We start from the raw sequence: 23691 nt of genomic DNA, 5'->3' as shown, positions 1-23691 counted from the left end.
TTCGAATTCGAAGCAGATGCCGTTTGTCCGGCAAAAACAAAAAGCCCTCCTGTATGCTGGGTCGCGGACATTCACTGCCCTAATGAAGAGGAGGACGCTCACTATGAAGTTTACTCAATCGATCAAGCAAAATCAACGGATTTCGAAATTGCCATCGACATTTATTTCCACAAACGTCGCTGATCCATTACAATATTTCGATATACCCTTCGGTTCCATTTACGCGAATTCGCTCTCCATCTTTTATCCGTTTGGTCGCATTCTCTACTCCGACAACGGCCGGCAAGCCATATTCCCTTGCGATAACGGCTCCGTGGGTCATCAGTCCGCCAACTTCGGTGACCAGGCCTTTGATGGATACGAACAATGGGGTCCAGCTGGGGTCGGTAAAGGAAGTGACCAGAATATCTCCGTCTACCAGATCGGCATCTTCCATGTTTAAGATGACTCGTGCCCGTCCCTCTACAACTCCGGAAGAAACAGGCAGGCCTGCAATCGCATCGGCAGGAAGATTTTCTCGTTTGTACTTCCCCATGATGATTTCACCATCGGACGTGATCACACGAGGCGGAGTCAGTTTTTCATATAATTTGTACTCCTCTTTTCGATGATGGATAATCTGGACATCCAGCTTCTGCGTGCGTACGACTTCGCGCAGTTCTTCAAAAGTGAGGTAGTAAATATCTTCTTTTTCATACATAACGCCGGCTTGCACGAGCTGTTCGGCTTCTTTCAACAAAGCCTGCTTATATACGAAATAGCGATTCACCATGGCGTATTTGGGATATTCCCGAAACCCGCTGAAATTCCGGATGCGGTCGATCCTTCGTTTGGTCTCGTTGGCTTTTTGTTCGCCATCCGGTAATGGCTTTAGTCGATCCAATAGCTCTTGTTCTTTTTTCAATGCCTCCTGCCGCCCTTGCTCAAATTTCCGATGGCCGGCATTCGGCTCATGGTTTTTGATGTTACCCAGAATCATCGGGACAAGTGTAGCCGGTCTTTCACTCCATCGAGTTCTTGTGATATCGATTTCGCCGACACATCGCATGCCGTATTTATCAAGAAAAGCATAGATAGCGTCTCGGGTTTCCTTCCCGCCGTCGAACTTCACCAGTTCATCCAAAAAGTGATCATCGCTTGCATGTTGTAAATATTCAATAATTTTCGGATAAGGACGAATCACATCGGCAACATCCAATAGCGCCAGACCCATTTCCGAAGTTATATTGCCCGGTACCGATTGGGAAAGCGTATCGGCTGCGTTTTGTTCGCCTAACCACTCGTTCATTTTTCATTGATCCATGATGAAGCATTCATAGCAGCCATAATTAAACCCAAACTTTGGGGGTCAAATAACATCTTCCTCAGTTGCTGGATATCTTCTTGAATAAAGTCAAATAAATCCGATCCGGACTTCGTTTGGATGTTTTTCTTTAGCTCTTCGATCGACGTTTGACTACGCTGAATCAATTCGGAAACGATTGCCGGATCGTTTTCGATTTGTGCTTGAGAACCTGCAGATGACATGCTTGGATTGCTTTTACCGGGACTCTGTTCTTTTTTCTCATTTGGCAACGATTTGATAAAATCTCCACGCTCGATTATGGTCATCAGTGCGTCTTTCATGAGGGGATCGTGTTGTCCCATGGAATTTAATAACATTTCTCTGCTGTCAGGTGAAGCCAGCATCGGTGTAACATCAACAAACAACCTTCCGCCGGCTTTACGCATGGGGGCACGCGTCGTTAACAGATAAAAAGACAATCCCAACGGTTTCATGGGATCGGTCATCATTTGCTGGTGACCGACAGAGACATAAACGCGGTTTTCCTGATCACCTGCATCAGGGATCGGGTATAATGTCGTGATGGGCCGACTCTGGACAATGTAGAATGTCTCTTGGGCCAGACACCATTCGATATCTTGAGGCTGGCCGAAATAAGCTTCAATCTGTCTTCCGATGCGTGCCAGTTGTAAAATTTGTTGGTCCGTAAGTGTTTGAGTCTTTTTCTGATCGGGATCGATCGGCTTCGTCTCCGTTCCGCCTTCTTTTCGTCCATAGACAGCCCATGTTTTGGTTGCGATTCTCTTCTCGACGATTTTCCCGTCCCGCACTTTATAACCGTCGGCAGATACCAAGCCGGAGACTAACGCTTCTCCAAGTCCAAAACCGGCATCGATGGACAGCAGCTTTCGATTGGATGTCATCGGATCGGCGGTAAATAAAATTCCCGAAGCCTGGGGGAAAATCATTCTTTGAACGATCACGGATAAATAAACTTGACGATGGTCGAATCCGTTTTGCATACGGTAAATAACCGCGCGATCCGTAAACAGGGAAGTCCAACATTTGCGGATATGCTGCAGGATCGCTTCTTTGCCGATAATATTTAAATAGGTGTCTTGTTGACCGGCAAAAGAGGCATGCGGCAAATCTTCGGCCGTCGCACTGGAACGGACGGCATAAGCATGTTCTTCTCCAAACCTGGAGAGATGGTCGGCAACGGCACTCATAACATCGGAAGGAATCTCAGTTTCGATAATGGTTTGTCGAATCCTCCTGCTGATGTCGCCAATTTGCTCCCGGTCTTCTACCTTTAGCGCGGCTAGTCGATCCAACAAAGCGTGAACCGTTTCGTTTTGTCCGACGGCTTTTTGGTATGCGGCTGTAGTCACACAAAATCCTTCCGGCACCTGTATGCCTTGAATCCTGGATAATTCCCCTAAATTCAACCCTTTCCCGCCAACGAGCAACAGCGGCAATGTTTCCATTTCCTGAAGACCGAGAACCAAAGAACTCATTCCACATCTCTCCTGACCAATCATTTGAGAAAAAACATTTGACAAGAGTTCAACGGCATGATAGAATTAAATTGTAAGATAGGTTAATTATGACCTCCTTTAACTTGTGAAAATTTTTCTCATTATATCATTGTGTCTGTTTTTGTGCAAGATATCGAATAACCCGCCCGGGTTTTTTTTTATTTTCCAAATCAATAGAATAAACCGGGGGATGAAAGGCTTTATCACCTTGTACCCTCGGTTCCTCATACCTCGATAATGGATTACAGTATCCAGTTCACTAGAACTCCGCCAATTCCCGCAAGTATGAACAGAACGCCTCCAATGCGAGTAGACGCAACATAGAGTCCGGACGGTTCGGAGGCATCATAGGATTTCCAACTTTCGGCAATTTTCCAAACGATCGACGGCCGTATGAACATGAACAGTCCTAAAATAATAAGAAGCAAGCTGATGAACCCCATACGAATGCCTCCTGACTAAAACACGAAATGAGCGCCGGAAGCCGTGATCCAAATGTACAAGAGCGGCATCGGAACGCGTGACGTGGCTCGCTTCATCGAGAGCATGTTCGGGGGCCATTACTCCCCGATAACCGTCAGCAACATCACGGCGATTTATAACTAATCGGCCAGATTAACTAAACCTCTTTCTAAATCGTATACCACATAAAAGTGGTTCCACCTTTTTGCAGTAATAATAATCTGCTTTCCGCCCTTCTCAAAGAAATACCCCGCCCCATTCTGTTGTATAAAGGTCCATCCCTTCTGTTCCATTCGCTCTCTTAGTAATTGAGGCTGTTTTTCCTTTGTGAGATACCTTTCATGATTCTCTGTGAGTCCATTCGCCATTTTCACGATTGCCTTCCCCGTAGTTTCAAGCTGATACATCGCCTGCACATTACTGTAGCCAACATTATGAATGTAGAGCGCAGCGATTAAAACTACAAATACAATGATCCCCCCTAAGTGCGAGCGCTTCATGGATCGAGCTGCGCCCTAAGACCGAACCGAAACAGCGGCATTCAGATATTCTATTTCCAGGCGGTATGATGCCGTTTGAGCTTTGTACCGCAGTGTGGGCAATGCTGAATTTCCAGGTGGAAGTAAACCTTTTTTCGGGAATGATCCGATTCTTTGATTAGGGCATGAGGAAACCTCCGGCAAAGTGGTTGCTTCATACTTCAATAGAGGCATTGGAAATCCTTGTTAGTCAATTGGTCGGTCTAAGAAAAAAACTCCCTGTTGAGAGAGCTGGTGTGTAGTTTCATAGTGGCTTATCGTTCCTGATCTCGCTGCCATTTTATATCAGTATTCGAGCAGTCGAACGATGCTAAGTGTAGCACACTACGGGTTTAACACCTTACATATTTGCGTTTGAAACCAATTTGCCCTCTATCTACCGCCTTTTGAATTTGCTCGGCAGCGTTCAGGAATTTGCTTTTTGCATTATCTTTTCTGATTTCCACGAGGCCAACTGCCTTTGCGGTCTCGACTGCCCGATCATGGAGCGGAACAAAGGAAACGCCTACCGTGTAAATAAAATTATTCATAGAAGATTTTGTTCGTTCTGGAGAATCGTGAATCGTCTTTTGCACCAGATCCAGCATTCCGTCCAGCTTGCTGTTGGAAAATTCGCGGTCCGGTCGACTGCCCAAGAGCCAGCAGTAGCAGCTCCATCCCGCCGACATGCGCAGCTCCTCGCCGCTCGCGATCCATTTATCGGCAACCTCTTGCGCAATATCCGTTTCCGCCAACGTTACGGAAACTACAAAATCGGACAGCATATAGAAATATGCCCCATCCATCCACCGTTCGAAATCCGCCTCCGTCATCGCCTTCGGATCCGCAATGACGCCGGCAAAGTACATAGCATCGTAGTTCCCTGTGGCGTAAAGCTGCTCGGCCAATGGTTGATTGATTTTGATTTTCTTGGCCAAGGGCTTCATAGCACCTGTAGCCACACCAAAAAGTGGTTCGCGCGCTCCATTGGACATATACATTTTCTTGAGTCTTTCTTTTCCGAGCGCTTCAAGCTCCTGCATCACCGTTTCGAAGTTCATAATTGATCACGTCCATTTCTACTTTAGTATTTCCTTATTAACGACGCGCAGCACTCCACATGCGACGAATATTGGGGAGCATGTTATCTGGGGAATTTTACACCCTAAGAGAGCCACGGAACCCTCTTGCAGCATAGTAGGACTCTGCTCCATTGTGGTACACAAAGACCGTATCGTAGCGACGATCACAAAAGAGAGCCCCGCCGAGTTTTCTAATTCTGTCAGGTGTCTGGACCCAGCTTGATGTTTTCGTATCGAAATTTCCAAGTTGCTGCAGCTCCCGGTATTGTTCTTCCGTTAGAAGCTCGATGCCCATGGCAGCTGCCATATCCACTGCATTATTTTCCGGTTTATGTGCTTTTCTCGACTCCAACGCTTCACGGTCGTAACAGACACTTCTGCGACCTTTCGGACTTTCTGCTGAACAATCATAGAAAAGGTATTCGCCCGTCTGATGATCATGACCCACAACATCCGGTTCGCCGCCGGTTCTTTCCATTTCATAGAGCGACCACAGTTTTTCAGTATGGACTTCGAGCCTGGCTTGTACATCGGCCCAATCAAAACCTTTATGCCGGTTCATGTTTTTCTCAAAACGGGCTTTTAATGTTCTGAGCAGTTCTTCACGTTGTTCTGGTGACAATTCCTTTTTATTGTTGATTTCACTACGCTCAGTCATGTAAGTCTCTCCCTTCGGATATTGCGGTATGAGCACTGTACGCGTAAAATTGACCCAAACTTCATTTTTCTCAGAAAGCAATGCCTCTAAACGAGTAACAAAATCTGTCCATCATCAGATATGATATCCCTTAGTAAATAGAAAGGCCCACCTTGGTACGCATTATTAAGAGGCGTGGTGGGAACTGTTGGCTTGAATATACCGGAAAGATTCAGTGACGTCAAGGAGACAATCCATCTTTTAATTATATCCCTGCCGCAATGTCTATTCGAATCGCAACGGGACACGAAAGCAAAGTAGGCGCCCGACATTCGGCGCCTTCCGATCAATCCGTCAATTTGTCCAACTTCAACGTGACCGTAAACATTGGAATAGGGGGAGTCCCGCTCTTCTGCAAGCCTGTCATCTCCAATGTGTGTAGTCCGCCGGGGATCTCATCGTGCTTGATGACCAAATATTGCGACCTGATCAGATGGAGCGTCACCGCGCCGGTCGGCGTACCGTTGCCGGGGCTCGCCGCGGCAACATGTACCGTCACCGTCACGGCTTCGCCAAATACGACGGTATTTTGCGGACTCGTTGCGTCCAGGTCGGTATCCGCTTTGTTCACGATAATACCGACGGATTGCAAGCCGGCATCGAATGCCTGATCTCCGCTGTAGCGCAGGTTAATCATGTGACTGCCGACGGACAGGGCGTTGACGGACAGCGACGCGTTATTGCCTACATCCTGACTGACGGTGTCGTCGCTGCTCGCGAAGGAGCTATCGCCGCTATAGGCGGCTTCAATCGCGGGGGGCCCTGCCGCCAGGTCGTCCACTTCAGTCGTTGCCAATCCGTCCGTCAGCACGATTTCGCCATGTTTGGTCGAGCCGTTCCGGAACGTCACCGTTCCCGTCGGCGTTCCCGCTCCCGGCGAGGCCGCAGCCACGATCGCCGTGAACGTGACGGTCTGGCCGTAAACGCTGAGCTCATCCGATGAGGATAAGCTCGTGGTCGTATCGGTCCTGTTCACCGTCTGGTCAATCGCGCCCTGACTGGCCAGAAATGAGTCGTCACCGATATATTGAGGGATTTGCAGTACCTGCGGAACATCTGTATTGTGTCCGTATGCAGGCGAATCGGGGTAGAATGGGCTGTTCGCACCCCAACTTTTTTACAAACTTTTTCTGCTTTTTGTCCTATAGATAAGATCTTAACTCCCGGGAACAAATCCACAATAGTCGAGAGTGCAAATGCCCCCATCTCCAGCTCAGCAGAAGTAGGCGGCCTATTTCCTCCGTCCTTATCCTAGGATGTAGCAGAAACGCATTCCACATCACCGGTGGCTTCAACAACCGATCACCGCCCCCCAAACGACAGTTGCCGAAGCTCCGGATTTATTGTTTTAGAAAAGTCGCTCCAAAAAAGTGCTGTGTTCCTGTAATTGCGGTAAAGGTCGGTTGTTCCATTCTGCTCCGCCGTCTCGTAGTCTTTTCACTATTATGACGGATTGTACCGACAATTGATTGTCAGCGAATATATGTTCTATTCATCCTCCTCCCACGGATCACCATAACATCCCCCGACTACAGTGGAATCAATGCCATCCCACTGAAAGAAGAACTCCTCATCAGAACCATTCAGCACATCAAGGTATTCCATTACTTCTTCCAAATTCTCTTCGTCAAAATAGATATAGCTTTTTTCATCTCTTTACCTCCTTCAAAATAGAAAAACACGTTCCGCTAAGAAACGTGCTTTTGAGAAAACTCTTAATATTATCTATATTCGATGGATAAAAATCACACGCGAATTAAGAGCTGTCACAGTATATTCAAAAATGAACATTCTCCTTTTGCTTCTCCTTCAACTGCTTAAACAGCTTTTCTACAGTACTGACCCCGACATTTTTATACTTTCCGAGAATGACAAGTTCCTTTGGCAAATGTTCAACTCTCGCCATTTGATCCTCGTTCAGCTGTTTCAACAGATTTGGCCCAGAATCCTTGGCTGTTCTTCTCATGTTAAATATTGCTGTTCAATTGTTTCAACCCAGAGTGGAAGCGACTCCGCACGATGTAGAATCAAACCGTTTCGTATGACAAGAGCAGTTTCACCTTCAGATCGGCTATTATCTATAACGATAAGATGGTCAAGCAAATGAAGGTGAGAAATTAAATTTTTTGCATTGAAGTATCATGACGTCTGATAATATCCTCAGTAGGAATGTGATGTCCACCATTTTTAACACGGGCTGCTACTCTCTCGATATTCAAACGATAATCTCCCAGACCCACGTAAAACATGGTAACTTCGAATCCGCTTGCCTTGGCATCATGCATAAGACGAATGACATTGCCCCCAGCTAATGTTGTTTCAATTGAGAAGTCACGGCTGTCACGAATGCAATCTCTGGCTAATTTTATAGCCTCTTTCCCTGCAGATACTTTTCGTCTCTCTGGATGATTGGAATCAATTCCTCGAGCCAAAGCATCAGGGTCAATGTTTATGCTAATCCCAAGCCGATCGACAATTAGATTTCGAATTGTACTTTCCCGCTGCCATTGTTACCGGCAAAAACATACATAATCGGCATCGCTTCATACATGAGATTCATCCTGTTCAGATACAGGGATGACATTTCCGTCACTGTATTCCCTTACGATTTGGCCTTCGGCCGTCTTATATACAATGTATGTTTCGTTAGCTTTAGCATCCAGCTTTGCACGATCACCCGTAAGCTTAATCAGCTTCTGGAGTTCTTTGAATTGATTCATGGGCTCACCATCCTGTTACACCAGTATTGACTTTGAATCTGATTATAACACAGGAGAAGCTTCTGGTTAGAATCTTATTGTCTTAACGGAGGCTTCAAACCTCTTCCAGGATCGCTGCAAGCCGCCCCCATTGCGCTGAACTGTGGCTGGACGGAAGTATCATTATCCCTCCGCATGGGTCTTCGCCTTAAATGGAACTGCAAGAAAATTACTTCCTTGCAGTCTAAAAACTTTGTTCCTACAACCGTCCTCTAAGGAAAGGATTATGCCCGGTTCCTTTTCCCGACGGCATCGCACCGGGCACCCCGTCCGCTTCCAGCAGCGGTCGAACGACCAGCTTCACCGGCCACTCTCCGCTCTCGAAGATCGCCCGGTATAGCTCGGCGCGGTCGCTTTCCGGCAGCCCCGCCCCTTGCAGCGCTTCTTTCCAGGCCTGCTCCGTGATCGTCCACAACCGGGACTCCGGCAGATCGTACGCGCAGGACAAAGCTTCCATGATCGAAGCCAGATTGATCTGCGTCCCCAGCGATTGGACGTAAAAATCAGCTTGTGAATCGTCTCGTTGTACAGGCTGTTGGAATAGCCGGGCCGTATGCGGTACCCGGGATCGCCGACGCCGTGCTTATCGAGATATGGCTGATGCAGGCGCACCGAATCGTGGTCGCGGAGCAGAAGCCCCTTCACTTGATTGCGCTCCAGAACCAGGCAGCAGTTCTGCCCGTGAATTTCCGGGACGATTCCGATCTTGAACAGCCGCATCACCACGTCATAGAACAGGTGCGCGAGGTCGCTATAGAAGCTGAACACCTCTTCGCGGGAAAGCTCCTTGCCCAGGATTTCCGACAAAATATGCCGGCCTCCCAAATGGACGCCAAGCGCGGACATCGGAATCACCTTGCGTTCCGCCTCAAAAAGCTCCGGCGGGTATAGGCGAAGCTGGGCGGCCAAATGGCGCGGATGGTCGTCGAACAGCCCCATCGATGCCGGCATGTATCCCCACCAGTGCCGCTCCTCGCATAGGAAAACCCGGCCCTGCAGTGTGTCGTCGCAAGCTATGGCCTGACGCAGCAGCTTCTCCCCGGCCAAGCCGTTCAGCAGCTTCACGACCGGCAAATAGCGGGCGGCGCCCAGCGACAGCACGCTGACCGGCAGCTTGAGCATCGCCACAGCGGCCACAGCGTTAACGTCCGCTCCGCTCCCCACCTCCACTATGGATGGCGGAGCAAGAGAACGCAAGGAGGAGGTGGCTAGAAATTCACCAGCCTCCGCATCCAGCACCACGATCGTCCCCTCCTCGATTTCCCGGATAAAGCGGGGCAAAATCACCTGCTGAAGCTGCCACGGGTGCACAGGCAGAGGCACGTATTCGTCCGGCCTAAGCCCCCGCCGCTGCATCTCGTCCTCCACGGCGGCCCGCTGCTCAGCCGCAAGCAGATCCAGGCAGGACAACGGCCCTTCCGGGAAACCCCGTACGACCGAATCGGCGCGCACCGCTACCCAGCGCAGGCGGATCGGCTCCCCGAACTCCGCCGAATACTTCAGGCAGTCCTGCTCAGTAAACCCGATTTTCGCTTTGGCCGACGGATGGAACGGGCGATCGCGCAGCGCAGCGATTCGTTCTCCTTTGATAAACCACTCGTAAGCCGAGGACGGAGCAAACGCCAGCAGCCCCTTCGCGCATTCCGGGCTCAGGCTCAACGCAAGCTGCCGGGCCGCCACCTCCACGCCGGTCAAAAAGTCTGCAACCCCCGGATGGCTGTAGGCTTCCTCCGGCAACACCGCACGCAGCACCGTTTTCGCCAGCTCCGCCGGAGAGTTGATGAAAGCCCAGCTTCCGTCGGACGCGCGTTTAAAAATCGGAGAATCCTGCACCCACTGAACGCCAAGCCTGGGGCTGTCTTCAACCAAAAACGCGATTTCCCCGGCAAAAATGCGAATCGCTCTACTACCGCCATAGCCGCCGTATAACCGCCGGATCTGCTCGGACGCGGCCGACAGCGTCCCGAAAGTCCCCTCATCCAGCCGGAAAACCGCTCCGTCAAAAAGGCGTTCATCAAATCGCCGGTAATCCATAATTCCGCCGCCTGCCGCCCTGATTTAATTGTCCATGTTCGCATGGGTTGCATGATCATTTCCTTCCGCTAAATAATAAAATTTCGGGTGCGGGTGCCCCAAAAAATCGTGATGCGAGATCGTCCAGCAATAAGCGCCCGACTTCTCGAACACAACGATATCACCGACGCGCAGCAGCTCGACTTCGGCATCCGCATGCAGCCGGTCCTTGGGGGTGCAAAGCTCGCCGACCAGCGTCACTTTGCCCCGCCTGATCTCTGGCCTGGCGAAAGGATACGCCCAACGCTCCGCCGGCAAGACAGCAAACGGATGATTATGCCCCCAGGAAGCGGGCAGCCGGTTGTGGTGCGTCCCCCCCCTCAGCACGGCAAAATACCGATCATGCGAAGGCTTGATATCGATCACCTCCGCCGCGTAATAACCGTGGTTTGCTACGAGAAACCGGCCCGGCTCGAACCACAACTGAACTCTGGCCAGCCTTTTTCTAGCTTCGCTTCGTGCGATCAGGGAAGTGAACAAGGCCCAGTCGAACGGCGGAGCGTCATCGTAAGGGACGCCAAAGCCGCCTCCCGCGTTGACGATCTCAATGTCCAGACGGTAGCGTTCCATCCACTCTTCCGCTTTTCGCAAATACAGCTCGATCATTTCGGCATGCAGCTCCGCCCGCAAGTTGTTCGAGAGCGAGTGAAAATGAAAGCCGCATAACCTAACCGCGCCCCGCCCTTCTTCCCGTATAACGGCGATCGCTTCATCAAGCAGCTCCTCGTCCAGCCCGAAGGGGGTCGGACGGCCGCCCATCGTAATATGGGTCTGCGGCAACGCGCTCGTTCTCAGGTTCATGCGCAGCAAAATCCGGACCGGCTCGCTCCGCCCTTGTGTAAGCCGGATCAGCCTCCTCAGCTCCAGCAGGCTTTCCACATGAATATAGGAAACATTGTGCCGGATGGCCGCCTCCAGCTCCGCTTCCTTTTTGCCGGGGCCGCCAAACAGAACCGGAACGCTGCCGCTCACCTCCCTGACCTTGAGCAGCTCGCCGGCGGAGGCTACCTCAAATCCGTCGATCAGCGGCAGCAGCGCTTCGATAATGCGCCGGTCCGGGTTGGCTTTAATCGCGTAAAACAGCCCCGTCCGTTCCGGCATATACCGCCGCATCCCCCGCACATGCGCGCGAATGCCGCCCAGGTCATACAGATAAGCGCAAAACGGCTCCCGGCTTTCCGCTTGCAGCCTGTTGATCGCTTCCCGCACGTATGCTTTCATGTCCAATCTCCCATATCCCGGTAGTCGTTTCGCTTTTGCATATAAGCGCGAAACGCCGTATTTCGGTCATCTCCCAGCACATAAATGCGCACCCCGCGCTCCGCCCACATCCGCATTTCCTCCCTGCTTCTCGCAACCGCGGCGTACGGAACCCCGAGACGCTCCGCGGCCGCATACAGCCGCTCCAACTCCCGCCGCACCTCCGGATGCCCGGTTTGCCACGGCAAGCCGAGGGATTGCGACAGGTCCGCCGCGCCTTCCAGCACAAACCCGATCTGCGGATGGGCTAAAATGTCCTCGCATTGCCTAATACCTTCCACGTTTTCGATCATCGGCACCACCATGACCGCTTCGTTGGCCTCCCGGATATACTCCGTCAGCGAATATTTGGCGAACGTGCCCGGCCGGCCGCTATTGAGACTGCGGCTTCCAAGCGGGTGGTAATACGCCCAGCGGACCACTTCCTCGACCTGCTCCCGCCGCTCGACATGAGGGATGACGATGCCCTGCGCTCCGCAGTCCAGCACCTTCAAGATTTCGGAGCGGTTCACACCCGAAACGCGGACCAGCGGAGTCACGCCCATCAATTCGGCGGCGCGGATCAGCTCCTCGACGCTTTCCATGTTCGTAGAAGCGTGCTCGCAATCGATAATGACGAAATCGTATTCGGCATGGCCGATCATTTCCACGATCACGGGATGCGGAATGGAGACGAACAGGCCGAACACCGGCTGTTTACGGTTTATTTTCAGCTTAAGCGCATTGGGTCTCATAACGCCGCCAGACTCTCCCTCGCCAGCCGCAGCGGGTTGAGCGGTTTGCGGAAATACAGCTCGCCGTCGCCGTACAGCCTTCGCTTGGTCATCTCCTCCACCAACGCGTCGGTGCTAAACAGGTCATAGCCTTGAAAACTTTCCCCATACTCGGGATATTGCCGCTGGTATTCCAAGATGACCGCCGCGCACAGGCTCCAGAACTTCCGCTCCGCAAGCCCGAACGTCTCCAGGGTCCAGGCGATCTCGCTCATGCAGATGAAAAAGAACGCGTCATACACATAATCCCGCACCTCGGGCATCGTCTCGGCGTGGATGAACGAATACCGGTTGAATTTGCGGTGCGCTTCCGGCTCGGGATGCAGCTTCGGCGCCCGCTTCGGAATTGTCAATATTAATCTTTAAAGGGAAAATATTCATCTTTTGCATGGGAAAGGAATACGAAAGCGAAAGCCATCGGCCATTGCGGGTTGCGCGAGACCGACGGCGCGGAAACGGCAGAACATGCGCTTCGATATGGCGGCAGGAAAGCCGATGTTCATATTCTGACGGGGAGCTGTGCGGATACCGTTATCGTCGGCGTGGCAGTGATGTAGCGGCTATCTTTGATGGAGAAGGCGTATCAAGTCTGTTTGGGGCACGTCGGACAGTAATCGCCCGGCTCATCCGACGTCAAATAATAAAGGCAGCAGGTTTTACGCACTCTTAGCGGTTTGTCGTAACCGTCCCTGAACACTTTCGGACTGTCGAACTGCTTGAGCGGATTGCGGGATTCGCCGAACAGGCGGGGCGGCGCGTCGTGAAGCAAATAATGATAATCCTCTTCCATCCGCCGCTGTTGCTCGGGCCCCGCTCCTTCCGCAAATTTTTCCTCATACAACCAATAGACATAAATGGCCGTGTTTTCCCATAACAGCGCTTTGGAGATCCGCGCCGTTTTGGAAACGGCATTCCATACCCGGGACAGATTACCGGCAAACATCCGTTCAAGGACCAGATTCCGCCATTCGCTGCGCTGATTCGCTTGCGGCTCGCTGGCCTGCCAGTCTTTCAGCCGCGCCTTGGGCAGCCAGGCCTGCCCCTGATAGCACGACTCGATCCAGCCGTTATCCAGCGCCAGGTTCAATCCCTTATTGAAGCAAGACATCGCGTATAAATTGGAAGCGATAACGAGAAAGGCATACCGCTTGGCGAAAAGCGAGACGGCAGCCGACTGCGAGTCGGTCTCGAAAATGCCGCTTACGCCGCGAAAATAAGCCTCGCTTCTCTCCGGATTTAAAAGGTCGGTAAACGGAATGGAGAACGTCCGGTCGGCGGAAGGCTCTCGGGTTAAGCGGTACTCGTCGGCCAGCACCTGAAATTCCTCCGGCTCAAGCCAGGTGGCCGTAGCGTTGTTCTTCATGAACGTTCCTGCCCCTTCCATGTGGAATGCACAGCGGTGTGCCAAACAGCGGATCGACGGCAATTTCGCAGTCCATCCGAAAGACGGTGCGGACCATCTCGCGGGTCACGATCTCCTCTGGCCGTCCCTGGGCGTAAATGGACCCTCCGTGGACCGCGACGATATGATGGGCGTAGCGGCAGGCCAAATTCAGATCGTGCAGAACCATCACAATCGTGCGATGCTCCTTCTCGTTTAATTCGAACAGCAAATCGAGGATTTCGATCTGATGGCTCATATCGAGGTAGGTCGTCGGCTCGTCGAGCAGCAGCGTTTCCGCTCCCTGGGCGAGCGTCATGGCGATCCAGGCGCGTTGGCGCTGCCCTCCCGACAGCGCGTCCACCGGTCGGTCCGCGAGTTCCGTTAGGCGCGTGGCCTGAAGCGCCAGGCGAACCATCCGTTCATCCTCGCGCGACCATTGCTTCAGCCAGCTCTGGTGCGGGTATCTTCCCTGTCTGACGAGCTGGCTCACCGTCAAGCCTTCCGGGGCGGAAGGACCTTGCGGCAAAATGGACATCCGCTTGGCGATTTCCTTGCTCGGCAGCTTGGCGATCTCTTCCCCGCTCAGCAGCACCGTGCCCGAACGGGGCTTCTGCAGGCGCGCAATAGTGCGCAGCAGCGTGGACTTGCCGCAGCCGTTACTGCCGATCAGGACCGTGATTTGGCCTTTCGGTATCGTCAAGTTCAAATTTTCGATCACAGGCTCCGCTCCATAGGAGATAGTAAGGTCTTTCGCTTCCAAAATACTCACGGTTCTCCCCCTATTCAATTTTGGTTTCTGTTCTTAAACAGCAAGTACAAGAAGAAAGGCGCGCCCACTCCCGCCGTGAACACCCCGGCCGGAACATCCAGCGGCAAAAACGCGGTCCGTCCGATCAAATCGGCGCTGAACACAAGCAGAGCCCCGAGCAGCGCCGACACGAGCAGCACGCTGCCGAACATGCGGCCCGCCAGCTTTCTAGCGATATGCGGTGCGATCAGGCCGACGAATCCGAGGGTGCCGACCACGGATACCGCAAATCCGGCAAGCAGCACGCTGCATAATAGCAATGCCAGACGATGGCGCTGAACGGCAACGCCAAGCCCGGCGGCCAGGTCGTCGCCGAACGCCTGCGCATTCAGGCTGCGCGCAAGCCAAAGGGCCAGCGGCACGATAAGCACGATCACCGGCAGAATGGTATAAACATCCGCCCAGGAAGCGCCGTACACGCTGCCGGTTAGCCAAATGTAGGCTTGCCCGGCGGTGTAGAACGGGCTCAGGATCAGCATAAACATGGTGCCGGCGCCGGTGATGGCCGATATGCCAATCCCGATCAACACCAGGCGAATCGGCGTGACCCCCTCTTTCCAGGCCAGCGCGTAAATGACCATCGAAGTCGTAATGGCGCCGGCAACCGCGAACGCCGGCAGCAGCTTGATGCTGAGCGCGCCTCCCAGCAGCGAGACGAAACCGACCGCCGCCACCGCCGCGCCTCCGGTGATGCCGATGACATCCGGAGATGCAAGCGGGTTGCGGATAACCCCCTGCAGGATGGCGCCGGACATGCCCAGCGCCGCGCCGACAAGCAGGGACAGCAGCACCCGCGCAGTCTCAGCGTGAGCACAACGAAATCATGCTCCCCGGCATTTAGCCCCAGGATCGTCCGGAGCACTTCCAGCGGAGACAGGATGTCGCTGCCCAGGCTTGGTCCGGCCACAGCGGCGAGCAGAACCAGGACGGCCAGCACGGCAATGGCGAGCGCCGCCTTGCGCTCGATCAGGAAAGATACGGTATCTTTTTGCTGCGAACCATAATCGTTTCCTTCATATCTTCGCCACCCCCTTGCGGGCGATATAGATGAAGAACGGCCCGCCAAGCAAGGCGGTCACGATGCCAAGCGGAAGCTCGTCCGGCAGGATGACCAACCGGGCGGCTACATCGGACCATAGCAGCAGCACCGCTCCCCCTGCAAGCGAGTAAGGAATGAGCCAACGATAGTCGTTCCCGACCAGGGCGCGCATCATATGGGGTACGATGAGTCCGACGAGACCGATCGATCCGGCAACGGCCACCGAGCCTCCGGCAAGAAGCACAATGACGGCCCCCATCAGCGTTTTGACCAGCATCACGTTCTGTCCCATGCCTCTGGCAATATCATCGCCGGTCAACATCAGATTGATCGCTCGGCCCATGAAGAGAGCGGTTAGCACCGCCAAAGCCATATATGGCAGAACCGGATAAAGCATTTCCAGCGTCCGCCCGCTGACGGAGCCGGCCAGCCAGAACAGCACATTCTCCAGCCCCGCCCCGTCCAGAACGAGCACGGCCTGCGTGAAGGATGAGAACAAAGCCGTAATCGCCGTGCCCGCCAGCACGATCTTAATCGGTGTTAAGCCGTCCCGCCCGATGGAGCCGAGCGCATAGACGATCACCGCCGCAATCGCCGCTCCGGCAAAGCCGAACCACATCATCGCCTTTAACGAGGACACCGACAGCAGCACGACCGCCAGCACGATGAAAAAAATCGCTCCGGCGTTAATCCCGAACACACTCGGCGACGCCAGTGAATTGCGGGTCAATGCCTGCATGAGCGCTCCGGCAACCGCCAGGCCGGCCCCTACGACGGCAGCAATAACCGTCCGCGGCAGCCGCTCGGTATGCAGTACGATATGCTCGACGGATTCTTCGTCGTAATTCCTGAACGCCTCCACCGCCGTGGAAATCGTAATTTCCGTGCGGCCGAAGATCATGCTGGCGGCACATGACGCAACAAGCAGAACGAGCAGCGCCGCCAGCCCCAACAGCTTCGATTTCTCCCGTACAAACAGCGGAAACATTCCCTCACTCTTTCGTCTTCGTCATTTAAAATATGGCAAAAAGCCTGCCTGTCCAAGGCAGGCCCTTCCCGCTTGCGGTTAATTCAGCTCGAAATATTCGTACAGATCGTCGAGCAGCATGTTGGCCGTCTTGTAGCCGCCGGCGCTGTTCCACACCACTTCGTCCACCTGAACGAGCTTGCCGTTCTTAACTGCGTCCAGATTGGCCCATAGCTTGCTCTTCGTCCATTCCTCATAGTTTTTCTGAATCGCTTCGGTATCGGTGCCGGAATTGAAGTTGAAGATCATGTCGGCATTCATATCCGGGATGCTCTCTTTGGAAGCGAGTCGAACGCCCCAGATGTCTTGATCATGTCCGGGAGGTCTTGTAAAACCAAGCTCTTTGAGAATTTTCCCCGCGTAGCCCATATAGAAAATCCGTACCTGATCCGCTCTGAAATTGGTGATCGTTACCTCGATCGGCAACCGGTCGCCCATCTTCTGCTTGAAGTCGGCTACTCTCGCATCCCAATCGGCGAGCAACTGATCGGATTTGTCCTTGAGATTCAACGCCTCACCTGACGTCTTCAGCGTTTCTTTCCAGTCAAAAAGCGTTTCCGTCACAACCGTCGGCGCGATTTGCGACAACTGTTCGTAAATATCCTCGTGCCGCGTCTTCGTGGCAATGATCAGATCAGGCTGAAGTTTATGTATCTCTTCCAGATTCGGCTGCGTCTCTTGACCGACGATCGCTACACCCTCCAGATCGGCCCGCAAATATTCGTAGATAGGCTGCTGCACCCAGGATTCCACCACGCCGACCGGCTTCACTCCAAGCGAAACGGCCACATCAGTGGCGCCCTGGAACAAGGTTATGATCCTTTTAGGCGTTCCTTTGATCACCGTTTCGCCCATGGCGTGCTTGACGACCCGGATCTCTTCCCCAGCCGCGTCCGTTCCGCCGCTTTTCGCTTGATTCGAATCAACGGTTGCGCCAGCCTGACTGCCGGTATCGGAAGTCCCTTTTGCCGGTCCGCCGGCTGCGCATCCGGCCAATGCTGCGATCATCAAAATAAGGAACATACTTAGGAATGTTTTGAAAAATTTCAACATAATTTTCCTTCTCCCTATTGCTTATTATAAATGATATTGATACTCATTATCAATTAGAATTGTAATAAAGAAAGGAGGATTTTTCAAGCACTTATTTAAAATTTGATGCTGTTCTGTAATAATGTCACTATGGGACAGGAGACAGCGTCCGCCTCTTTTTGTGATTTCCCGACCTTCTTTACAATATTTCCTACGGTCGTATGACTGATGCTGACAGCTGTCCACTCGTTGAGGATATGGGCGAGTTCACGATAGGTGGTTTCCGCAGCCATTTCAGCCACTTTCACATCCACAAAGGGACTTCTCCGGTCATATGCTTTGAATCCAATCCACTCATAGAATGGATAATGGGGGTTCCCTTCAGAATCATACATAAGGGTATGGGTGAACCTCACCACACCAAAAGTAAATTGAATTTCCCTTTCATCGCTTCGTTCAACCGTCCAGCCCTCGCTTTGTTTCTGTTTGACGATGACACGATTTCATCGATGTGAAAACGTCCCCCACCATGCGGGCAAATGTATCGTACATTAGGAGACGAACTTGTTCTTCAAAGTCAATTAAGTGGTACCGTCAAGAAGTTTGTGTATTTGAAGTATAGGGACTCTCTATGAACTGTTTGGTGGGACGTAGCCCAAGCGAAGGCGCGGGAGCTGTTTATTCTCCGTACCTTTCGCGATACATTTTCTCAAATGCATCCTTTGTCGTTTCCATGCCGAATCCTCGTATGATGCGTTTACTCCACCGCTCATTATAATCAGAAGCGACGAGGTAGGCGATCTTTTCAGCAGCGTCGATGTTCGGCACGCTGTTCATCGGATACAGTCGTTTGCGGATTTCTTTCACCGTCCTTTCAATCGCATTCGTGGTATAGATGGCTTGCCAAATGTCTTGGGGGTATTTGTAAAATGTCAACAACACCGGAAGATCTGCACGCCAAGAAGCAAGCTCACGGGGATACTGTCTCAACCACTTCAATTCCACAGCATGAAACTGACGTACGGCATCCTCGTAGCATGGCGCACTATACACTTCTTTCAGATCGCCGAGAAACTCTGCTTTGTCCTTGACTCGAATTTTAGGGAACGTGTTTACGCATCTTGTGGACAATACAGCGCTGGACGTTGGCTTTCGGATACACGCTGTGAAAGGCCTCTTCGAGTCCTGGAAGACCATCGAAAACGCCCAGGAGAATGTCGGTTGCTCCGCGCCGGTACGTATCTTGCAGAAACTCTTTCCACCCGTGCGCACTCTCATTGCCTCCAACAAGGAAGCCAATGATTTGACGGTAGCCATCTTCATCGATCGCCATTGCTACTTAAATGACTTCTGTGGCCACGCTATCCCGGAGGAGACTGAAATGAATGCCGTCGATATACAACACGGAATACCGTTTCTTTAGAGGACGTTCTTGCCAGGCGTGAACGTCTTGTAAAACCGTATTGGTGATGTTGCTGACGGTAGTCGGTGAATAGTGCTTACCAATGATGCATTCAATGAAATCCGCAACATCTCGCGTGCTCATTCCGCCTTTGTACATGCGGATAACGGCTTCCTCCAGCCACCCGTCACGACGTTGATACGGTTTGAAAAGTTCGGTTCGAAACTCACCTTGCCGATCGCGTGGAACTCGAAGGTCATTAATCTTGCCGAACTGCGTCTCTAATGTTCTGGAGTAAAAGCCGTTCCGAGTATTCTTCGTTTCCGGATTCTCGACGGTCAGGTAGTTACTGAGTTCTTCTCGCATGATCAGTTCAAGTTTGTCCTTAATAAACAGCAAAACGGTATTTGCTAGTTGCTCCATAAAGTCGGAATCGTTTATACTTAGGGCTTGCTGAACGCTTGGAAAAACCGACAAAACCTGCATAACAACAAGGATTCTAAGGCCCATTTGTCGAAATCATATGCAAAGGAAATGCACGAAGACCGCCTAATATCCTTGCAGCTGGAGTGACGAAATATGTTTAAGCCGACCGCGCACCTCGACAATCAATTGATCCTGCCTGGAGACTTCTTTCTTCCCTTCGGAGGAAAGCTGGACGAGGACAACCGCTGGGTTCAGCTGGCGCGGTTGGTGCCGTGGGCTGAGGCTGAGAAAAAGTACGGTCAATTTTTCAAAGATTCCTTTCGCGGACAGCAAACGATCAGCCTGCGGATGGGGCTTGGCGCGCTCATCATCCAAGAGCGAATGCAGTTGACCGACAGAGAAACGTTGGAGTCGATCAGCGAAAATCCTTACATGCAATACTTCATTGGTCTGTCTGGGTTCGTCATGAAGCCTCCGTTCCATCATTCCATGATGACGCATTTCCGCAAGCGACTGACGGACGTGCTGGCCGAGTTGAATGAAATCGTCGCCACCGAGGGTGCGAAGGAAACGAAAGACGATGATGACAGCAACAGCGCGGCCGGCGGCGGTAAAGGCCAAGTGAAGCGCTCGAAGAAGCGCGTCTCTGATGAAGAAGTCGAGCAGCAAACCATGTTTGCACAATCGCAAGTCGCATCGTCAGAAGCAGCGTCTCCCGCGGAGTCGATGGCTGCAGAGTCAGCAGTTCCTGAAACGAATAACCTTGTTTGCGAAGCGCATCCGGAATCAGACGCGGAATTGGAAGCCCCGGAGCGGCCGAATCAAGGAACTGTGCTGGTGGACGCCACCTGCCCCCCGGCGGATGTGGCGTATCCGACCGATCTGAATCTGCTGAATGAAGCGCGGGAAAAGCTGGAAGCGATCATCGATACGCTGCACGAACCGGTCATCGGACAAACGGCAAAACCGCGCACCTATCGTGAAAAGGCACGCAAGCAGTTTCTGGCGGTGTCCAAACAGCGCAGGCCGGGGCCGAAAGTGATTCGCAAAGCGATCAGGAGGCAGCTTGGTTACGTTGGACGGAATCTCTCCATTATCGCCGAGCAAGCCAAGACGCAACCGCTCACGCTGCTTAGCCGCAAAGCCTATCGCGACCTGTTGGTGATTCACGAACTGTATCGTCAGCAGCTTCACATGTACAACGAGCGTTCCCACCAGATAGAAGACCGCATCGTGAGCATCCATCAACCGCATGTCAGGCCGATCGTGCGCGGGAAAGCCAAGGCGCGAGTCGAGTTCGGAGCCAAGATCGCTGTAAGCATGACGAAGGGCTACGCGTTCCTTGATCGGCTTTCTTGGGATAACTTCAACGAGAGCACGACGCTTATTGACGTGATCGAGAAGTATCGCAGCCGCATGGGATTCTATCCGGCTGTTGTCCAAGCAGATCAGATCTGCCGCACGCGCGAAAACCGGAGCTTCTGCAAACAGCATGGGATTCGGCTCAGTGGACCAGCACTGGGACGCAAGCCGAAAAACGGTTCGACAAGCGAAGAAAGGCAAGTTGCCAAACTGGATACCGGAGAACGAAACGCAATAGAAGGCAAGTTCGGCGAAGGCAAGCGCAAGTACGGGCTTGGCTGTATTCGAGCACGCCTCGCAAAGACAAGTGAATCCGTGATTACGCTGCAACTTCTGGTGATGAACCTGGAGCGCAGGCTTCGCGTTCTTTTTTGCTTCATTTTTTCGTTGCTATCTCGTAGACGCCCGACCCCGTGCTTCTGGTAAAGAATCGTTCAGCAAGCCCTAGTTATCCCTACCTCATGTACTTCTCTTAATGCTTGAATTCGCAGCTTAATTCCCGGTGCAACCGGAGCAAAAAGCCGCTTTATATCTTCCCGATCGGTTTCAATTGTCATTGACAAAATGTGCTTCAAAGATAGGAGTAAGCACTTGGAGAAGAGCCTGTTGGATAAAGCGATCTACCACAGTCGAAATGCCAAATAATCTGACAACGCCGTCGGGTTTCGGGATTTCGACCCTTCGGACTGGTGCCGTTTGATAGGCCCCTTCTAATAATTGTTGTCGTATAAGCGGCCAGTACTCATGGGGCTCGGAGTTTGCCGGACGACGCTTAACCATCACTTCAAGGTCCTCTGGGCTTCACCCGTACTTCCCTGAAGGAGTTCCATAGGAATTCTGCTTCAACGCGTCGTTCTCGAAAACGTCTGATCCATCCCTGAGTTGACGTTTGGCCCTTCCCTTTTTCAGGCGTCCCTTACTCACGCACTATGACCTCTGCTGACTCCTGCACGCTCAGCAAAACCTTACGGCCTTGGTTACCATCCTCAGATGGCGTGCCATGCAGGCCTCCCCGGATAAGGATGCGTACTTTCATCCATGCACCTGTCCAATATACTCATACAGCCCTTGGCGGCTTCGGACTTCGCCTTGTTTCGCAGACTCATCCGACTGTACTAGCCTCACATTGGATTCGTGTATCTCAGATCGAGTGTTTGCCTCCAGCTCCCTTCAGATTCCACCTCACGATGGACACCCTTACTTTTGGCTAACGGTAGGTGATCGCCAGCGCCAGCTTGGGACTTTCCCCTAAAGCACGGCACCCATGCCGGGCTAGAGTGAAAGGCTGGGCGGGGCCCAGCCCCTTCTCATCAAACCGTACGTGAGGTTTTCCCTCATACGGCTTTCCGATGTTCGTCATCATGAGCATGCAGATTACAAGAGCGTTTTAAGTCCATATTGAATAGACAAAGACTTCACTTCGCGCAGCGAACTCAACCATCGTCTGCGTTTGTGTTTCTTAGCATACCACTTCGCAAACCGCTGCCGGATATACCAATCCAACTTCGCCATCTTCCTCTGGCTGTAAGCTGTGTAGTAGTAATTGCGCCAGCCTTGAATCTTTGGATTCAGGTACTCCACGTGCTCTTCGAAACTCAGGCGTCGCATACCTGGCGGAGCTAATCGCTCTTTTACCCCTTCCCGTATTCGCTCTTCCGCCTTCCGGCACAACCACTGCTGGGTTGTGTAGTACACTTGGCCTTTGGATGTTTCGGCCTTCGTCTTTCGATGATGCATGCCCAGAAAATCGAAGCCTTCTTCCCCAGTCCAAAGTCCAACGATGCGCGTTTTCGTGGGGTGCAGGGTTAATTCCAGGCGTTCCATAATCGCTCGTATGAGTTCATAGGCCCGCTGTGCGTCCTTCTTCGTCTTGCAGATGATCACCAGATCATCTGCATAACGTGTCAGTTCCCCAAGCTTACCGCCATGTCGTTCCCACAGAAGATCAAAGTAATTCAGGTAGATGTTCGCCAGCAGTGGTGAGATCACTCCCCCTTGCGGTGTACCCAAGTCTGAGCGTCGGATGTTTCCTTCTTCCATCACTCCCGCACCTAACCACTTCCTCACCAACTTCAAGATTCGCCTGTCACTGATCCGCATTTCGATCAGCTTCATCAGTTTCTCCTGATTGATGTTGTCGAAGTAGCCTTGGATGTCGACGTCGACCACCCAATTTCCTTTGCGGTTGCATGCTTTCCGGATTGGCTCCAACGCCTGTTTCGCGCTCCGCTTAGGCCGAAAACCGAAAGACGTGTCCTGAAAATCCGCCTCGAAAATGGGTTCCATGACGAGTTTGGTCGCCATCTGGATGACGCGGTCTCTCACCGTCGGGATCCCCAGCGGTCGCAGTTTGCCATCTTTCTTCGGGATGTAGTGGTGTCTAACGGGTTGTGGATGGTACTTCCTTTCTTTCAGTAGCCGTTGACATTCAAGCACAAAACGCATTTCTCCCTGTTTCTCGATGTCTGCCAACGTCTCTCCATCCACTCCTGCCGAGCCCTCGTTGGCTCGTACCCTTCGCCACGCTTCCCATAAGATGTCTACCCGATAAACCTTGTCGTACAGCGCGTGAAATCTTCGCTTCTTGTTCTCCTTGGCCGCATGACCGAGTTTCCCTTGGAGTTGTTGAACGTTTTCCTCTGGTGTTGTTAGCCGTTTGGCATTCACTGACTCGTACCTCCTCAAGAAACTTGAACAAAGCAGGGCTCCTTCCCACCGCAGGTTGTGTTGTCCTGCGTTCCACGGTGTAGAGTCGAAGGAGGTC

20 protein-coding genes and 5 pseudogenes are annotated in these 23691 nt (G+C 52.3%); 2 read left to right on the top strand and 23 right to left on the bottom strand.

Going from position 1 to position 23691, the window contains the following annotated elements; all coding sequences use genetic code 11:
* Nucleotides 1-187: 187 nt before the first annotated feature.
* Both ppsA and PACILC2_RS29355 read right to left on the bottom strand, forming a co-directional pair.
* Nucleotides 188-2802 (bottom strand): annotated as a pseudogene (ppsA, locus tag PACILC2_RS10805) (phosphoenolpyruvate synthase).
* A gap of 263 nt (nt 2803-3065) precedes the next feature.
* Nucleotides 3066-3266 (bottom strand): DUF6199 family natural product biosynthesis protein, encoded by a 201-nt coding sequence (locus tag PACILC2_RS29355; RefSeq protein ID WP_372447109.1) that lies wholly within the window; start codon nt 3264-3266, stop codon nt 3066-3068.
* 37 nt (nt 3267-3303) lie between these two features.
* On the opposite strand from PACILC2_RS29355, the pseudogene PACILC2_RS10800 reads away from it, so the two are divergent.
* Nucleotides 3304-3417 (top strand): annotated as a pseudogene (locus PACILC2_RS10800) (transposase); the annotation flags it as partial.
* 8 nt (nt 3418-3425) lie between these two features.
* On the opposite strand, the gene PACILC2_RS10795 reads toward PACILC2_RS10800, so the two are convergent.
* From PACILC2_RS10795 to PACILC2_RS10710, 18 genes and pseudogenes are all read right to left on the bottom strand, one after another.
* Nucleotides 3426-3785 carry a hypothetical protein gene (locus tag PACILC2_RS10795; RefSeq protein ID WP_213528853.1) on the bottom strand — a complete coding sequence of 120 codons (360 nt, stop codon included), beginning with the start codon at nt 3783-3785 and terminating at the stop codon, nt 3426-3428.
* A gap of 371 nt (nt 3786-4156) precedes the next feature.
* Nucleotides 4157-4864 carry a DNA alkylation repair protein gene (locus PACILC2_RS10790; RefSeq protein ID WP_213528852.1) on the bottom strand — a complete coding sequence of 236 codons (708 nt, stop codon included), beginning with the start codon at nt 4862-4864 and terminating at the stop codon, nt 4157-4159.
* 97 nt (nt 4865-4961) lie between these two features.
* The gene (locus PACILC2_RS10785) at nt 4962-5543 is read right to left on the bottom strand and encodes a DUF4256 domain-containing protein (RefSeq protein WP_213528851.1); all 582 of its coding nucleotides are present in this window, start codon (nt 5541-5543) and stop codon (nt 4962-4964) included.
* Nucleotides 5544-5868: 325 nt separating this feature from the next.
* Nucleotides 5869-6558, bottom strand: a complete 690-nt coding sequence (locus tag PACILC2_RS10780; protein ID WP_213528850.1) for an Ig-like domain-containing protein — start codon at nt 6556-6558, stop codon at nt 5869-5871.
* Nucleotides 6559-7359: 801 nt separating this feature from the next.
* On the bottom strand, nt 7360-7548 hold the full coding sequence (locus tag PACILC2_RS10775; protein ID WP_213528849.1) for a hypothetical protein: 189 nt from the start codon (nt 7546-7548) through the stop codon (nt 7360-7362).
* A gap of 151 nt (nt 7549-7699) precedes the next feature.
* A complete protein-coding gene (locus PACILC2_RS29350) occupies nt 7700-8014 on the bottom strand; it encodes a hypothetical protein (protein WP_372447108.1) in 315 nt (104 codons plus the stop codon).
* Nucleotides 8015-8125: 111 nt separating this feature from the next.
* A complete protein-coding gene (locus tag PACILC2_RS10765) occupies nt 8126-8302 on the bottom strand; it encodes a hypothetical protein (RefSeq protein ID WP_201024054.1) in 177 nt (58 codons plus the stop codon).
* A gap of 339 nt (nt 8303-8641) precedes the next feature.
* The gene (locus tag PACILC2_RS10760; RefSeq protein ID WP_244863427.1) at nt 8642-10375 is read right to left on the bottom strand and encodes an IucA/IucC family protein; all 1734 of its coding nucleotides are present in this window, start codon (nt 10373-10375) and stop codon (nt 8642-8644) included.
* A 24-nt stretch (nt 10376-10399) separates the two neighbouring features.
* Entirely contained in the window at nt 10400-11635 is a 1236-nt protein-coding gene (locus PACILC2_RS10755) for a type III PLP-dependent enzyme (protein ID WP_213528848.1), read from the bottom strand.
* Nucleotides 11632-12408, bottom strand: a complete 777-nt coding sequence (locus tag PACILC2_RS10750; RefSeq protein ID WP_213528847.1) for an HpcH/HpaI aldolase family protein — start codon at nt 12406-12408, stop codon at nt 11632-11634. Before PACILC2_RS10750 ends, PACILC2_RS10755 begins: the two co-directional genes overlap by 4 nt.
* The gene (locus PACILC2_RS10745; RefSeq protein WP_244863426.1) at nt 12405-12800 is read right to left on the bottom strand and encodes a ferric iron reductase; all 396 of its coding nucleotides are present in this window, start codon (nt 12798-12800) and stop codon (nt 12405-12407) included. Before PACILC2_RS10745 ends, PACILC2_RS10750 begins: the two co-directional genes overlap by 4 nt.
* Before the next feature lie 230 nt (nt 12801-13030).
* Entirely contained in the window at nt 13031-13810 is a 780-nt protein-coding gene (locus PACILC2_RS10740; protein ID WP_213528846.1) for an IucA/IucC family C-terminal-domain containing protein, read from the bottom strand.
* Nucleotides 13779-14600, bottom strand: coding sequence for an ABC transporter ATP-binding protein (locus tag PACILC2_RS10735; RefSeq protein WP_062495936.1), 822 nt, complete (start codon nt 14598-14600; stop codon nt 13779-13781). The genes PACILC2_RS10740 and PACILC2_RS10735 overlap by 32 nt, the downstream gene beginning before the upstream one ends.
* 14 nt (nt 14601-14614) lie before the next feature.
* Nucleotides 14615-15430 (bottom strand): FecCD family ABC transporter permease, encoded by an 816-nt coding sequence (locus PACILC2_RS10730; RefSeq protein ID WP_244863425.1) that lies wholly within the window; start codon nt 15428-15430, stop codon nt 14615-14617.
* A gap of 222 nt (nt 15431-15652) precedes the next feature.
* Nucleotides 15653-16666, bottom strand: coding sequence for a FecCD family ABC transporter permease (locus PACILC2_RS10725; protein ID WP_213528845.1), 1014 nt, complete (start codon nt 16664-16666; stop codon nt 15653-15655).
* A gap of 78 nt (nt 16667-16744) precedes the next feature.
* Nucleotides 16745-17758, bottom strand: a complete 1014-nt coding sequence (locus PACILC2_RS10720) for an ABC transporter substrate-binding protein (RefSeq protein ID WP_213528844.1) — start codon at nt 17756-17758, stop codon at nt 16745-16747.
* A 95-nt stretch (nt 17759-17853) separates the two neighbouring features.
* A complete protein-coding gene (locus PACILC2_RS10715) occupies nt 17854-18231 on the bottom strand; it encodes a UPF0236 family transposase-like protein (protein ID WP_213528867.1) in 378 nt (125 codons plus the stop codon).
* Nucleotides 18232-18415: 184 nt separating this feature from the next.
* Nucleotides 18416-19562, bottom strand: a pseudogene (locus tag PACILC2_RS10710) (IS256 family transposase).
* Between the two features lie 156 nt (nt 19563-19718).
* On the opposite strand from PACILC2_RS10710, the gene PACILC2_RS10705 reads away from it, so the two are divergent.
* A complete protein-coding gene (locus tag PACILC2_RS10705) occupies nt 19719-21353 on the top strand; it encodes an IS5 family transposase (RefSeq protein ID WP_213528843.1) in 1635 nt (544 codons plus the stop codon).
* Nucleotides 21354-21376: 23 nt separating this feature from the next.
* Here PACILC2_RS10705 and PACILC2_RS26780 read toward each other — a convergent pair.
* From PACILC2_RS26780 to ltrA, 3 genes and pseudogenes are all read right to left on the bottom strand, one after another.
* A pseudogene (locus PACILC2_RS26780) lies at nt 21377-21514 on the bottom strand (radical SAM protein); the annotation flags it as partial.
* Nucleotides 21489-21668, bottom strand: a pseudogene (locus PACILC2_RS26775) (group II intron reverse transcriptase/maturase); the annotation flags it as partial. The pseudogenes PACILC2_RS26775 and PACILC2_RS26780, both read right to left, overlap by 26 nt.
* 633 nt (nt 21669-22301) lie before the next feature.
* Nucleotides 22302-23594: a group II intron reverse transcriptase/maturase gene (gene ltrA / locus PACILC2_RS10700; protein ID WP_213528842.1), complete on the bottom strand. Its 1293-nt coding sequence runs from the start codon at nt 23592-23594 to the stop codon at nt 22302-22304.
* Nucleotides 23595-23691 lie beyond the last annotated feature (97 nt).

The organism is Paenibacillus cisolokensis, assembly GCF_018403665.1.
GTDB classification, from domain to species: Bacteria; Bacillota; Bacilli; order Paenibacillales; family Paenibacillaceae; genus Paenibacillus_AH; species Paenibacillus_AH cisolokensis.
The sequence above is the reverse complement of the archived record's forward strand: the minus strand, read 5'-3'. Positions and strand labels throughout refer to the sequence as shown.

Excerpts from the sequence above, each read along its gene's own strand:
- PACILC2_RS10705 (WP_213528843.1), top strand. The coding sequence starts at position 19,719 with ATGTTTAAGCCGACCGCGCACCTCGACAATCAATTGATCCTGCCTGGA.
- PACILC2_RS10765 (WP_201024054.1), bottom strand. The coding sequence starts at position 8,302 with ATGAATCAATTCAAAGAACTCCAGAAGCTGATTAAGCTTACGGGTGAT.
- PACILC2_RS10775 (WP_213528849.1), bottom strand. The coding sequence starts at position 7,548 with ATGAGAAGAACAGCCAAGGATTCTGGGCCAAATCTGTTGAAACAGCTG.
- PACILC2_RS10755 (WP_213528848.1), bottom strand. The coding sequence starts at position 11,635 with ATGAAAGCATACGTGCGGGAAGCGATCAACAGGCTGCAAGCGGAAAGC.
- PACILC2_RS10795 (WP_213528853.1), bottom strand. The coding sequence starts at position 3,785 with ATGAAGCGCTCGCACTTAGGGGGGATCATTGTATTTGTAGTTTTAATC.
- PACILC2_RS29355 (WP_372447109.1), bottom strand. The coding sequence starts at position 3,266 with ATGGGGTTCATCAGCTTGCTTCTTATTATTTTAGGACTGTTCATGTTC.
- PACILC2_RS10720 (WP_213528844.1), bottom strand. The coding sequence starts at position 17,758 with ATGTTGAAATTTTTCAAAACATTCCTAAGTATGTTCCTTATTTTGATG.
- PACILC2_RS10785 (WP_213528851.1), bottom strand. The coding sequence starts at position 5,543 with ATGACTGAGCGTAGTGAAATCAACAATAAAAAGGAATTGTCACCAGAA.
- PACILC2_RS10725 (WP_213528845.1), bottom strand. The coding sequence starts at position 16,666 with ATGTTTCCGCTGTTTGTACGGGAGAAATCGAAGCTGTTGGGGCTGGCG.
- PACILC2_RS10750 (WP_213528847.1), bottom strand. The coding sequence starts at position 12,408 with ATGAGACCCAATGCGCTTAAGCTGAAAATAAACCGTAAACAGCCGGTG.
- PACILC2_RS10760 (WP_244863427.1), bottom strand. The coding sequence starts at position 10,375 with ATGGATTACCGGCGATTTGATGAACGCCTTTTTGACGGAGCGGTTTTC.
- PACILC2_RS10740 (WP_213528846.1), bottom strand. The coding sequence starts at position 13,810 with ATGAAGAACAACGCTACGGCCACCTGGCTTGAGCCGGAGGAATTTCAG.
- PACILC2_RS10790 (WP_213528852.1), bottom strand. The coding sequence starts at position 4,864 with ATGAACTTCGAAACGGTGATGCAGGAGCTTGAAGCGCTCGGAAAAGAA.